This is a genomic window from Corallincola spongiicola, from assembly GCF_004284785.1.
Classification (GTDB): domain Bacteria; phylum Pseudomonadota; class Gammaproteobacteria; order Enterobacterales; family Neiellaceae; genus Corallincola; species Corallincola holothuriorum.
The window spans coordinates 271,962-284,859 of sequence record NZ_SHLY01000002.1; the positions used below are offsets into that span (position 1 = coordinate 271,962).

The 12,898-nt window shown below is 47.8% G+C and carries 10 protein-coding genes; 5 read left to right on the forward strand and 5 right to left on the reverse strand.

Annotated features, from left to right (window positions below):
• Positions 1-98 precede the first annotated feature (98 nt).
• The 3 genes from EXY25_RS06910 (at position 99) to EXY25_RS06920 (ending at position 3,895) form a co-directional block, all read left to right on the forward strand.
• On the forward strand, positions 99-656 hold the full coding sequence (locus EXY25_RS06910; RefSeq protein ID WP_281275296.1) for a sugar O-acetyltransferase: 558 nt from the start codon (positions 99-101) through the stop codon (positions 654-656).
• Positions 657-1,191: 535 nt separating this feature from the next.
• Positions 1,192-2,742, forward strand: coding sequence for an FG-GAP repeat domain-containing protein (locus EXY25_RS06915; RefSeq protein WP_130566219.1), 1,551 nt, complete (start codon positions 1,192-1,194; stop codon positions 2,740-2,742).
• Between the two features lie 274 nt (positions 2,743-3,016).
• Positions 3,017-3,895: a DUF1444 family protein gene (locus tag EXY25_RS06920; RefSeq protein WP_130566220.1), complete on the forward strand. Its 879-nt coding sequence runs from the start codon at positions 3,017-3,019 to the stop codon at positions 3,893-3,895.
• A gap of 126 nt (positions 3,896-4,021) precedes the next feature.
• On the opposite strand, the gene EXY25_RS06925 is transcribed toward EXY25_RS06920, so the two are convergent.
• The 4 genes from EXY25_RS06925 to EXY25_RS06940 form a co-directional block, all read right to left on the reverse strand.
• The gene (locus EXY25_RS06925) at positions 4,022-4,630 is read right to left on the reverse strand and encodes a hypothetical protein (protein ID WP_130566221.1); all 609 of its coding nucleotides are present in this window, start codon (positions 4,628-4,630) and stop codon (positions 4,022-4,024) included.
• A gap of 38 nt (positions 4,631-4,668) precedes the next feature.
• Complete coding sequence (locus tag EXY25_RS06930) at positions 4,669-7,428, reverse strand: DEAD/DEAH box helicase (protein ID WP_130566222.1); 2,760 nt, start codon at positions 7,426-7,428, stop codon at positions 4,669-4,671.
• A 35-nt stretch (positions 7,429-7,463) separates the two neighbouring features.
• Positions 7,464-8,981 (reverse strand): carboxypeptidase M32, encoded by a 1,518-nt coding sequence (locus tag EXY25_RS06935; protein ID WP_130566223.1) that lies wholly within the window; start codon positions 8,979-8,981, stop codon positions 7,464-7,466.
• Between the two features lie 71 nt (positions 8,982-9,052).
• Positions 9,053-9,796: a glycerophosphodiester phosphodiesterase gene (locus EXY25_RS06940; protein WP_114336910.1), complete on the reverse strand. Its 744-nt coding sequence runs from the start codon at positions 9,794-9,796 to the stop codon at positions 9,053-9,055.
• A 287-nt stretch (positions 9,797-10,083) separates the two neighbouring features.
• Between EXY25_RS06940 and EXY25_RS06945 the strand changes: the two genes are divergently transcribed.
• Positions 10,084-10,554 (forward strand): thioredoxin family protein, encoded by a 471-nt coding sequence (locus EXY25_RS06945; protein WP_130566224.1) that lies wholly within the window; start codon positions 10,084-10,086, stop codon positions 10,552-10,554.
• Positions 10,555-10,658: 104 nt separating this feature from the next.
• Here EXY25_RS06945 and EXY25_RS06950 read toward each other — a convergent pair whose 3' ends face one another.
• On the reverse strand, positions 10,659-11,147 hold the full coding sequence (locus tag EXY25_RS06950) for an SH3 domain-containing protein (RefSeq protein ID WP_130566225.1): 489 nt from the start codon (positions 11,145-11,147) through the stop codon (positions 10,659-10,661).
• Between the two features lie 335 nt (positions 11,148-11,482).
• Between EXY25_RS06950 and EXY25_RS06955 the strand changes: the two genes are divergently transcribed.
• On the forward strand, positions 11,483-12,898 hold the full coding sequence (locus tag EXY25_RS06955; RefSeq protein WP_130566226.1) for an SLC13 family permease: 1,416 nt from the start codon (positions 11,483-11,485) through the stop codon (positions 12,896-12,898).

A 12,898-nucleotide genomic window follows, 5' to 3' on the forward strand; every position in this document is an offset into this window, starting at 1 on the left:
AGACATTCGGTGGCACGCGGCATTAGTCCTTTTCATCCGGTGACCAGCTAAACTCTGTAGTAAGTCATTTCAACCACTTAAAATACTGGATGACTAGGTTGAGCGAATTAGAAAAAATGCTGTCTGGTGATATCTATGATCCCAGCGATGAAGTATTAACAATGTTGCGAGCAGAGGCGCGTGAAATCACTGCTCGCTACAATGTGACTCCACGTCGAGATCTGGCAGCACGCACAAAATTACTTGCGCAGCTATTGGGTGGCATTGGTGGCGAGATTAAAATCGAACCTCATTTCAACTGTGATTATGGTCAGCACATCTTTGTTGGTAACAACTTCTATATGAATTTCGGCTGTGTCATTTTGGATTGTGCTGAAGTTCGCATTGGCGATAACTGTTTCATCGGCCCTCAAGTGGGTCTCTATACGGCTTGTCACCCTCTAGACCCCATCGAACGCAATAAAGGTATTGAGTTCGCAAAGCCTATCACGATTGGCGATAGCTGCTGGATTGGCGGTCATGCGACCATTAATCCCGGGGTTCGTCTGGGTGACAATGTCGTTGTCGGGTCCGGGGCGGTGGTGACTAAAAATTTCCCGGATAACGTGGTGGTTGCAGGCAACCCAGCTCGCGTTATAAAAGCGCTGACAACGTAGCTTATCAACTCCTCTTCGCTCTTTGGATATCAGGCAGCACGCGGCTGCGGCGTTAATATCTACTCTGATGACTGTCTTGGGTCGGCATTCTTTGGGAACAAAGGGAGCTGCTCCATTGATTTCTCGCGATTGACGGTCAGGATCGCTGCATCGGTAAGAAAAACTATCTAACGTGCTTTTTAACTGACGTAAGCTGTTAAGTGTTACGTTTCGGTTTCATCTGTTGCCCTGCTCTACCTCTTGTTATTGATTGGTATGAGCTTGGTTAAGCCTTTGTGTATGTTATTTTTTTTGACTTAGTTATATGGTTGTTTTTTGATCGGAAGCAATTGAAATACCCATCTCAACACTATAAATTCCGCTCTCTCTTTTAGTTGTTCAAAAAGTAGTCACCTCTGTTACTTAAGGAACATACCCTCCTAATACCGATAGGTATTATGTAACTAAGCAGTTCTGCCATAGATGGTCGAAGCCAATAACTTCCCTTCGTGTAATAGAGGATTTGTTCACGAAGCAAAAAGTAGATTTTAATCGCATGAAGATACTCGTAGTACTTTTCGTTTCGCTTGGACTCGTCGCATGTGGTGGCGGAGGTGGTGGCAGCGGTGATGCTGATTCATCAGATCCCGAACCAACGCTTACGCCACAAGAGCAATGCATGGCAGATGGTAACTATTGGTGGAATGGGCAGTGTAATGACACCTCTGAACCGACGCCGCAAGAACAATGCGAAGCAGAAGGCAATTATTGGTGGGATCAGCAGTGTAATGGCACCCCTGAACCAACACCGCAAGAGCAGTGTGAAGCTGAAGGTAAGTATTGGTGGGATGCTAGCTGTAATGATGGGCCAGAGCTGACTACGTTAGCGTTATATGAAAAATTACGTGAGCAAGTCATCGAAGACATTTACTTCGGACACGTTCCTGTAGAAGTCGAAGACGATCCTGACCGCTATGAGTTAATTCGATGGTTCAATTTCTACAATATTGATATGGGCGGCAATGGCCATCGCGATGTTTTGGTGCTCACCAGTGATTACAATGATCATCAACAACACGTGGTTATTGATGGTAGTGCCTATCTTTACCTTAATGATGGCAACAATAACTTTACCATGAAGAAGTTGAGTGTTGGTGAAGGTACGCGTACTGCTGAGATCCGTGATTTCAATGGCGATGGATTGGATGATATATATTTCGCAGATCATGGCTACGAGGCGCCTGATGAAGGCGTTTGGCCAGGTGGTCAAGATGGCCTATGGCTACAAGTGGAAGGAAATGACTTTGTTGTTGCCACTGATACGTTGCAGCAAGAACTAACTTTCTCTCATGGCTCATGTAGTGGTGATTTTCGTGGTGTTGGCGTAAATGATGTAGTGATCACTTACTTGAATGATGTTTCCTATATGGCAAATGATGGTAATGCCATCATGAACAATGAAGTCGTTGGGCGTTTGCCATTGGATTACATATCACAAGAGTATGTTGGGACGTTAAATGACATTCCAGAAGATGTTGGAAATGTATATTTAATGTATACATGGTGCCAGCAAATGGACTTCGATGGTGATGACGCGCTGGATTTAGTCATGGGTGGTACAGCCAGCCCTTATGATCGCAACGACATCCACGGTAATGATGTTAATGGAATGAATGCGGTTCTGCTCAATGATGGTGAAGGCAATTTTAATGAGGTTGTCTACGTGCCATTTGATATAAGCATTCTTGAGCTGTATGACGGTGGCTTTCCAGATATTCACACGACTATGACAATAGAGGTCGATGTTGATGGTGACGAGTGCGCCGACTACGTTAACTACGGCACTATGTATGGTACTGCGGCTTCATTTACGCTGGTAAAAAATACCTGTGGTGAAGCTCCTGTAATACTGGATGTATATGACGATCCTGGTGAGCAGTATTGCGAGCAGGTAGAAGTAGCAAAGAATGAGTTCATTGGTTGGTGCTTCAATAATGGTCTTCACTTTACTGCAACAGAGAACGGATTTGTTTCTCGCGAAGTTTCGGAAAGTGACATGGAAAAGCTAACGCCGTCGGACTATCTATTTTATACAAGATATCACTAATTAAATTTGGTGGGGGTACTCCCCCCGCCTAGGTTCTGCATAACATCTCATCTCTATCGTCGCTTACGGTATCCACAGCGCCTTTTCAGACAACTCATCTCTTATGTGTATAGCGTGTAGTAACGCCAAGCGTCATTTCCTAATATAGAACTCTGTTTTTGAGGGGATTTCTGGATATCTGTTTAGCAGGTTCTTAATCCTCAGCGCATACAAGTCTAATTCCTCTCGTTATACTGCCCCCACTTTAGAGACAAGGAAGCCTTTTTGGGGAGTTATGACAACACGTGTATGTAGCCATTGCGGAGAATCACTTGATTTAAGAAAGGTGGTGACCGCATCTAGCCCGGCCAATATCAACTGTGCAAGCTGTGATTCAGATATCGGCGTAGACAAAACTCATGCTTGGGGGTTTGCTGCGGTAGGCTTGGTTGTCGCTATCGTCCTATGGTTGTTGATTGAGAAATACTTAGGCTACACCTTTTCAGTGGTGATGGTTGCGGTTGTTGCTTGGTGGCTGATTGCAGAGTTTGCTTACTACGTTGGACTTAAGTCTGGTGTAGTAAAAAGCACACTTCTACCTCAAGATCAGCTTACTCAGGAAACGGAAGAGGAGGCCTCCACTCCCTTCGTTGTGCCACGATTGAAGAACCATGCTTTTGTTAAAGCGATGGATGACATACCGCAGATGACCGATGAAATGCGACCCATTTCTGAGTTCTTGTTCTCGGATTTGTGGCTGACCTACGCCATTGATGATGGGGATAACTTTATTGCGCTTAGCCCAGCTTTGGCCAAACAACACGGAATTGACCTTGATACGATCAAAGCGACAGCAACACAAAACGTATTGCTGTATCTGAAAGATATCCGCAAAAACGAACATGACGGCTTTTTCTCCTTGAGCTGTGAAAACAACATGATTGCCAATGCCGTCCTGTTCTCACCGCTTTGGGAGCAAATAGAGGGCGAGATTAACGATGCTGTTGTGATAGCTATTCCGCATCGTGACTATGTGCTGTATGCGCCTCGAAACAACCCCGATGCCATCGCTAAGCTAAAAGAGACAATGCAATCGTTTGATTACAGCGAGACTCATGCTTTATCCGAACATCTGTATATCAGAGATGGAGAGTCGTGGGCGGTGATGGAGTAAACCTCCTGAGGCAATATTGAGATCGGTGACATGCTGCGATAGGGCTTAACACTGCCCGCGACCGGATTTCAGAATCACCCGTTTGGAAGATAAGGGCTAGTTGTCCTAGCCCAACTCGCTAGCTGACTACGCCATACTGCAACTAAATAGAACAAGCCCAGATTGTCCAATTAACAACTCTAAGCCTGTAAAGCTCATCAGTTGGATGTAAGCTTCTCCGCGCTGTTCGGTATGGGTGACGTCTAGCTGCTTGAAGTCATCAAAGTAGGGCGTGACCTCTTGCAGTTGCCCTTGCAGTTTTTGTACTTGGTTGTGGCATGGGGCACTCTGTGTGGTGGCAATCAATTCAGTGAGAAAACTGTCGAACAGGGTGAGGTTTTGCGTGAGATCTTTATTGATGGCGCTTTTTTGCTCTGGCGTGAATTTGATCGCTTTGCCGAGGGCTTCTAAACCATCGTCGCCGTTCATTGCCGCAGCAATGAGTGAATCAATCGTGTCTGCAGATTCATTCTGATCGATGACCTGTGAAATCATATCCGCCAGGCGGGCGCTGTGTTCGAGAATGGGGGTTAATTTGCCCTCCATCTGTTCCATGAATTGATTTGCGTCCTCAAATTTTTTCGCCATATCTTCCAGCTCTTGGTCGCTGGGTACTGAATTAGCCAAGGCTGGCAGGCCAAACAGTGAGAGGCTTAAGATGGCGATGAGCAGGGCTTTAGTGGCAGAACAAATCATTTCGGCGATCCATGTTTTGGTGGTGACAATGTCAGTGTCTATTTGTCTATCTTGCAATTGGTTAGGGCTTCACTGGCAACCGTTGTTGAGGCGTTTTTAAGTCGGTTGAGCACCTCTTCAACACAAAAGGCAGAGTCTACACGCCACAGGCCATAACTGATTGGAACCACATCAAGTGCAGCGCGTTTGAGTATTTTGTACGTCGTCAGGTCGAAGAAATCTACCCAAGGCCCCGGAAAGCCGATTAAATCAATCGCCAAATAGTGGTCGTCGTATTTGCACAGAATGTCGATATCTGTGCCCGCAATGTGTACTCCACTCCAACAGCGAATATTGTGCTGTGCCAGTGCGTGGATCACCTCCTGTTGGAACTGGTCGCAAACAGCACTTTCGAGCTGTTTTGCTTCGTAGTTGCGCAGGTTGGCCCGGTATTCGGTGAGTAAGTTGGAGGGAAGCTCTGATTCGGTGACGGAAACGAAAAGCTCATGGGCACCACGAGCACGGGTCACGGCGACATTAAACATGTCAGGTTTGTTGAGATAGACCGCAGCTCGTTTAGATAAAGGGTCTACGACCCATGAACTAAGCATGATGTCGCGTTCTTCGCCTTGAAAGCCATATGGGGTGGCGACGGTAATGTTAAAACGTTCTATTTGATCGAGCGAAATGCGGGACTGGATCGCCGCGGTGAGCTTTTCCACTTGGGCGCGAAACGGGGAGAGTACGCCGATACTTTTTGGCTGCTGTTGCGCGTCAGCATCGCGGATCAGGACTTCCAGCCGGTTAAGTAGCGCTTCGGCTTCGATGTCGTTGGTGCCCTGGCTATCTCTGTTTCCTGCAACATGGTGGATAATCATCTCGCCTTTCTCATGATCTGGGCGCTGCTGCATGATTTTAAGTTGGTTGCGGTAGAATTTCTGATTACTGAAATCGATCAGTTTTGCGCTGCTACGGAAATGTTCATTAAGAAACGCAACATGGTCTTGGTTGTTGATGGCCTGTTGGGCTAGATCCAGAATGCTGCAGTCTCGATAACTCAAAACCCCTTTCTGTGTGGAAGGCAGCGCGTACTTTGCGGCCACGGCTTGCTGTTTGGCGTAAGACAGAAATGACACATGGCGTAGTTGTTTGTCATCACCCACGATCAGTGCGCGCTTGGCGCGATAAAGAGCGGGCAGGCAGCTTGCGATATCGGTTTGTGTGGCTTCGTCGATGATCACCAGATCAAACAGCGCGGCTTGATTAGGTATCGCACGATGCAAGCTATTCAGTTGTGCCAGCCAGATCGGAAAGGTTTTTAACAGTAGCCGGTAGTCAATCTGCTCGAACAGCTCCGCTTGGGTTGCTGACGCTCTGGACCTGATCGCCTTGTTAAAGGTTTGCAGTGTTGAGCGGGATTGTCCAAGTAGGTTTGCGATATTCCACTGGGTTTGCTGCTGTAACAACTGAGCAGCGAGGGATTCACGTTGCTGCTGCTGTTGATGGATCTGTTGCAGTAAGGGCCATAGCTGGCTCATCTTACGTATGCGTTGGCGAGCCAGTTTTAAGTACCAACGGCCCAGGCGCGGATAGCGTTGCTCTAGGCTACTGAGCCGTTGTCCGCGCTTGACGCCCGCGCGATTTTTCTTTGTTAACCGAGTTTCAGCACGACTTAATTGTTCATTTAGGCTGACCACCTGCTGCGTGAGTGCGGTGAGAGCCTGTTCTGTGATGTTGGGTTGGTAGCCGCTTAGAAGGTCGTTTAGATAGCTTTTTAGTTGACGTAGATAGTTTGGGCTGCCCACTCTGACATGCACATCTTTCAGGCCATACTGGCTTGTTATCTTGTCAGCGATGACGTTGAGCGGATTTTCTGATGAGGTGGCGATCAGTACCGATTCTCCCCGCGCCATATGCTCAGCGGCGACGGCAGCGATGGTGTAACTTTTTCCTGTGCCTGGTGGGCCAGAGACAAATCCAAGCGGCGCCGAGGCGGCGATCTGGGTTACCTGCGTTTGTACGTTGGAAAGTAGCCCTGGCAGCAGGTCTGCTTGACTGGTAACTGCGCTGGTGGATGGCGGAACGGTGTCAAACAGCTGCCGTATCGGGGGAGAAAGAACGCTGCAGGCAGAGATTTTATCCAGCTCATGGATAACGCCCCGTGTGCCTTTGGGTTTTTCTATCAGCGCCACCATCGCCGATGGGATCAGTGTTAATCCGTGCTGCTTCGATAGTTTACTGAGGACACTTTTTGCCGCGAGAGCGGGATATTTTAGTGCCGGCAGCAGGTCGATAGCGTGAGAAGAGGCGCGCAGCATATCTGCCAATGTCACCGCTTTAAACTCTCCTGGGATTAGCGAGAGTGAAGATGCTTTGTCCTTGGTGTGCGTACCGCCGGAGGATGAAGCATCTTGAGGTATCAGCTCGGCTAACAGCGCCTCATTCAATACAAATTCGCTGTTGTCGGCCGTCACGTAGTAGCCTTTTTCGTCTTGGTGCAGTGTGACGTTGACATACACCAGAGGGCTGGCCAGTTGGCGTTTTTCTCCTTTGATCTCTGTTGTTCCGGCAATAAACATGCAAGCGTAAATCAGCTGACGTTCACGTTGGTAAAGCTGCACCCGCTTATATAGCGGCTCGGCGATCTCATCTGCGATCGGCGCACCGGGCATTTGATCGCTCAGCAGCAGTTCATTGCCGGTCAAGGTGACACGATCTGCGGCCTTAATCTTATGCAGGTTCCAAAGATTGAGGCTGGCGTTATCTAGCGCATAACACGCTTGGTAGTAGCGGATCAGGTCGCTGACTTTATTACTCATTACATCATGCTCGGGCTCGTGCACTGCTTAGGCCGTTATTCATCTAGGTATCGACGTTTTAGGTGGTTAACGAAAAAGTCGGGGTTTAACGGCTCGCCCGTCGCCATGGTGATGATCTGCTCAGTAGTGTAACGGCCACCGTGTTGCCAGACGTGTTGTGATAGCCAATGTTTGATCGAGCCAAAATCACCTTGGGCAATGGCTGCGCCAAAGTCAGGTTGTGTCTTACGCAGTGATGCGGTCAACTGCGCAGCATATAGAGCGCCTAGTGTATACGTGGGAAAGTAGCCAAATTCCCCTGCTGCCCAATGCACATCCTGCATACAACCATCTTTGTCATTCCCTAACGTAGCAACGCCCAAATATTGCTGCATTTTTTCATCCCATAACGCTGGAATGTCGGCCACTTCTATCTGTTCCAGCATCAATGCTTGTTCGATTTCGTAGCGCAGGATGATATGCATTGGGTAGGTCAGTTCATCGGCTGCGACGCGGATATGGCCTGCAGAAACGCGAGTGATATGGCGATACAGATTGTCCGAGGCAAACGCCGAGTGGGAACCAAAATTTTGTTCTACTTGGGGCTGAAGGAAGCTGACAAACTCAGGCGTTCTGGCCAGCTGCATCTCAAACAGCAGGCTTTGTGATTCATGTAATCCGGTGCTTTGTGCTTCGCCGACAGGTTGTCCGCGCAGCGACTTGGGCAGTCCCGCTTCATACAGGGCGTGGCCGGTTTCATGGATGGTACTCATCAAGCCATCAAACAGGTCGTTAGGATCAAATCGACTGGTGATGCGAATGTCGTCAGGCACACCACCACAAAAAGGATGGTGACTCAGGTCCATGCGCCCCCGTTCAAAATCAAAGCCTAACTTCTGGCTGACGCCACGGGCTAATTGAAACTGCTTCTCGGCATGCAAGGGGGTTGGTAGTGGCATCAGGGGCTGGCTTGCCTGCCTTTCGCTGACTTGATTGATAAGTGCTGGCAGGGTTTGTTTTAACCGGGCAAAAATAGGGGCAATAAAAGCACTGCTGCAACCCGGTTCATAGAGATTAATTAGTTGGTCATAGCGCGCGGCTTTACCTGCTGTGATGTTAGCGTTTTGCTTACTTGCGGAGTCCACCCGCGCGTCAGCCTCTTCCCGCACCAGATCGACCATGTTTTTCAGTATGGGCGCATATTCTGTCCAGTTATTGGCTGGCCTTAGCTGCCGCCATGCATTTTCTGCTGCCATTGCGGCTTGGGTTTTTGCTCTGACCAATTTGCCTGGTACAGCGACGCTGAGGTCGTACTGTCGTTGCATGGCGCGCAGATTGGCTTGCTGTATGGCGGTTAACGCCTCGCCGGATGCCATTGCCAGTTGTTCCGCAACCTCTGTCGCGGTGAGCAGTTCATGGCGGATTAAAGATAGCTCTGCCATCGCTTCTCCGCGTGCAGCCGCACCACCACTAGGCATCTGAGTCGCTTGATCCCAGTTGGCTAAATGGTTGAAGTGCGCGAGCTGAGAAAGGCGGTTAAAGCGGGCTTCCAACCATTGATAAGGCTTGTTCATTGACGAGGCTTAAACTGAGTAACGTAATGACCAAGGCTAACATAGAAAAACTGGAAATAGATCGTATGCGTTCAGCGGGTTAGCTGGATGAGCCCTTGGCGTTGATGAGGATATTCAGCATCAAGACGCTTCACTGCCCGTAGCGCTTTGTCTGGATAATTACTAAAAATGCCATCGACACCTAGCTCCTCTAAATAGCGGATATCTGATTCTTCATCGACCGTATAAACAAACACTTTTAGGCCTCTTGCCTTGGCATCATCCACAAAAGCTTGATTGATAAAGTCGATATCCAGGTGAATGGCGTAACAGCCTAGCTGCTGGGCAAACGCGGCGTAATCAATGGGACAGCTGGCGATTAATGCCCCTGTGGCGAATTTTGGCTGCAACGATACCGACTCGTTGAGTAGATGGTGGTTGAACGAGCTGATGAGAAACTGATTGGGCGTAAAGTTGAGGGCGTTAACCGCTTGATCCAGATTTTTTAACGTGGGGATGAGGGTGTGTTCGCATTTCAGTTCCAGATTAAGGTCACAGCGACCATCCACCAGTTGCAATACCTCCCAAAGAGTTGGGATCGGTTTACCGTCGCCTGCATCAATTTCTCGCAGTTGTGCCAGCGTGTAATCTTTGAGTTGTCCGCGGGCTTGTGTGGTGCGGTGCAACCAGCGGTCATGAATGACTAACAGCTCCCCTTCGACACTGTGCAGGTCGATCTCAATTGCGTCGACATTCATCTCTAGCGCACGGCAAATGGCGGAATGACTGTTTTCCGGGGCGTAGCCACTGGCACCGCGGTGGGCGATCACAAGCATGAGCAAACTTCCGAATTAAAATTTACACCTACCTTTGACACAGTTGTATGGCAGAACGGTGAATTTTGCCAATTTTCACACTCAGTTGTGGCAGTGTTGTTCCGATTTTCTCAGGTTACAGATAAAAAATTCGTTATTTGTTGTAATGCATTGAGGTCGGATAGAGGCGTATTGACTGCTCTCTTCTGTTTTCAATTGGTGAATCGTGATAGCTTGTTTTTAGCTGTTAGCTGAGTTTTTCACCACATATTTCACATATGGTGGTTTGACACAAGGAGTGTGATTTCATGAATTCACTTAGTCGTTACTTTCGATTACCAAGTAAAAAATTGCGGTACATCCTTTGTTTCCTGTTCGGTCTTATTTCCAGCTCAACGTCGGCTTCGACGGTGTTTTGGTATGAAGATGCGAGAGGATTTGAGGCCGCTCTGTCACAAGCGCAACGCAAAGACAAACCCTTGGTTGTTTATTTCAAAACGGATTGGTGTAAGTACTGTAAGAAGTTTGAAAGTGAATACCTGACAGAATTTGAGATTGATCTGGTATTGAGTCGCCAATATCGGGTTAAGTTAAATCCAGAACATGGTGCCGAAGAGCAGAAGATTGCCGACCATTTTGCAATCACCGGTTACCCCTACTTTATAGTTATACACCCTGATCGGGAGCAAGCTACTAAGATTAGCCCTTTGCGCAAAGGGAAAGATTGGAGTGTGGATAGATTTAAGCAGGCGTTACTGGCTGCATTTGAAGGCAACTAACTTAAGCGAGTAAAGCACAAAAGGACGACTTGAATTTGCCGTCCTTGGTGGGCTTAGACTATGCGGAGGTGTGCTGGGCTATTTATATTTGATGTTTGACGACCTCATCCCTGAAGTTCTTCTATCTTAGCTTCAAGCTGTTTTATCTCATCTTTTTTGCCTTGAATTTCGTCCATGTATTTTGCTTTTATTACATTGATTTTACTGTCATAAAGAGCTTGTGCGTGCTCATTTGTGGCGTTTCTAAGTTCATTTCTATTATCGATAAGAATTTGGTCTGCTTCATTTCTTGCTTGTTCGGACAGGGTTGTTATCTGCTGTTTCAGAGCTTTTATTCTGTACTGATGATCTCTAATTGTTCTTTCGTTACTGAGCTCATCTAAGCTATTAACAAATAAATCTTTTTCGTTGGCATCAATACTTTGCTGGGGCTTGGATACTGCTACTTCTATTTCCTTGCCACCATCGATTCCGCATGGGGTTTGTGAGAATGTTTGAACACCGTTAACTTCACAGCGGTATACTGCAGCAAGGGATGTAAAGGATATAAAGAGTGAACTGAAAAAAGTAAAAATCATGAGTAACTTTGGCATGGTTTAAATTCCTTTTTTTGCACCAAGCCAATAAGTTAACTTATTGTTTTGTTTACTGCCAGTAAATCCATTCTGTCAATGTACCTATTCAGGTAGAGCTACCATTGTTTCTATGTTTGTCTGTACGTTAAGCCAACTTTGTTATTTGCTACCGTTTCTAACTTGGTACTGCGTGTTTCATAGTGTGATCATCCGCACATCTCCGGCATCGATATGAGCCGAATGAGCGGTTTTTGACCCGCTTCAAGGCAAGAAAAATCAATGACTTTCACACTAAGCGCTATTGTGTACCTGTAATCAGGTTTTGTGCCGGCAAAAGGTCGAGTTGTTTCAAAATGAACATATTTATTAAGTTGGGTATCTGTTTAGGATTACCTCTCGTGGTGTTATTGCTGCCAGTCACAGCCTTCCCGATAGAGGGGCTGTCGCTGATTGAGCAGCGGGTGATCGCGATCTTTTTGCTTGCGGCGCTGTGTTGGGTATTGGAGCCCTTTCCAATCTATGCGACTTCAGTGTTGGTGATCGTTATTGAGCTGCTGCTGGTGTCTGATAAAGGACTGATTTTTCTGCGCAGTGGCGCGGAAAGTGAAGGCTTTGGCACCTTGATTAGCCATAAAGCGATTATGGCCACCATGGCATCGCCGATCATTATGCTGTTTCTCGGTGGTTTTTTTCTGGCGATGGCAGCGACTAAATACCGCTTGGATGTGAACCTAGCACGGGTGTTATTGAAGCCCTTTGGCCAGAACCCTGCCATGGTGATGTTGGGGTTGATGGGGATCACGGCGATCTTTTCCATGTTTATGTCTAACACGGCCACCACGGCCATGATGCTCTCTATTCTGGCGCCGGTATTAGGGCTATTTAAAGCGGAAGATCGTGGGCGTATCGCCTTTGCTTTGTCGATACCCGTGGCAGCTAATATCGGTGGTATTGGTACCCCGATTGGTACGCCGCCAAACGCTATTGCGTTGAAATACCTCGTGGGTGAAGACGCTATCAGTTTTGGCAGTTGGATGGCTTTCGCTGTGCCTTTCGTGATCATCATGCTGGCATTTGCCTGGGTCTTGCTGGTGAAGATGTTCCCCGCTGCCCAGGAAAAAATTGAGCTTAATATTCGTGGCAAGTTTCAGCGCTCGCCAAAAGCAATTTTGGTATATGTCACTTTCACGGCGACGATTTTGCTGTGGCTATTTGGCAGTGCTCACGGCATGAACTCCTATGTGGTGGCGATGATCCCTGTGGCGGTATTCAGTGTTACCAAGGTGATCACCAAAGAAGATCTGAAGAAAATCAGCTGGGATGTACTCTGGTTGGTGGCGGGTGGTTTTGCGCTGGGGCTGGCGATGGATAAGAGCGGCTTGGCACGAAACATGGTGGCCGCTATTCCGTTCGATCAGTTCTCGCCTTACTTGGTGATAGCCTCCGCCAGTGGTCTTTGCTTGTTAATGGCAAACTTTATGTCCCATACCGCTACCGCTAACTTACTGATGCCAATTGTGGTGGCGTTAGCCGTGTCGATGGATTCACTGATCCCGCTGGGCGGGACCCAAGCGTTGATTCTCTGTGTCACTTTTGCTGCATCGTTAGGTATGTCGCTGCCCATCAGTACGCCACCGAACGCCTTGGCCCATGCCACAGGTTATATGCAGACCGGTGACATGGCTAAAGTCGGCGTGATCATTGGCGTTGTCGGCCTACTGATGACTTACGCCATGGTGTTTATTCTGCGTCAGATAGGCTTCGTTTAG

Excerpts from the sequence above, each read along its gene's own strand:
- EXY25_RS06915 (WP_130566219.1), top strand. The coding sequence starts at position 1,192 with ATGAAGATACTCGTAGTACTTTTCGTTTCGCTTGGACTCGTCGCATGT.
- EXY25_RS06920 (WP_130566220.1), top strand. The coding sequence starts at position 3,017 with ATGACAACACGTGTATGTAGCCATTGCGGAGAATCACTTGATTTAAGA.
- EXY25_RS06925 (WP_130566221.1), bottom strand. The coding sequence starts at position 4,630 with ATGATTTGTTCTGCCACTAAAGCCCTGCTCATCGCCATCTTAAGCCTC.
- EXY25_RS06930 (WP_130566222.1), bottom strand. The coding sequence starts at position 7,428 with ATGAGTAATAAAGTCAGCGACCTGATCCGCTACTACCAAGCGTGTTAT.
- EXY25_RS06935 (WP_130566223.1), bottom strand. The coding sequence starts at position 8,981 with ATGAACAAGCCTTATCAATGGTTGGAAGCCCGCTTTAACCGCCTTTCT.
- EXY25_RS06940 (WP_114336910.1), bottom strand. The coding sequence starts at position 9,796 with ATGCTTGTGATCGCCCACCGCGGTGCCAGTGGCTACGCCCCGGAAAAC.
- EXY25_RS06945 (WP_130566224.1), top strand. The coding sequence starts at position 10,084 with ATGAATTCACTTAGTCGTTACTTTCGATTACCAAGTAAAAAATTGCGG.
- EXY25_RS06950 (WP_130566225.1), bottom strand. The coding sequence starts at position 11,147 with ATGCCAAAGTTACTCATGATTTTTACTTTTTTCAGTTCACTCTTTATA.
- EXY25_RS06955 (WP_130566226.1), top strand. The coding sequence starts at position 11,483 with ATGAACATATTTATTAAGTTGGGTATCTGTTTAGGATTACCTCTCGTG.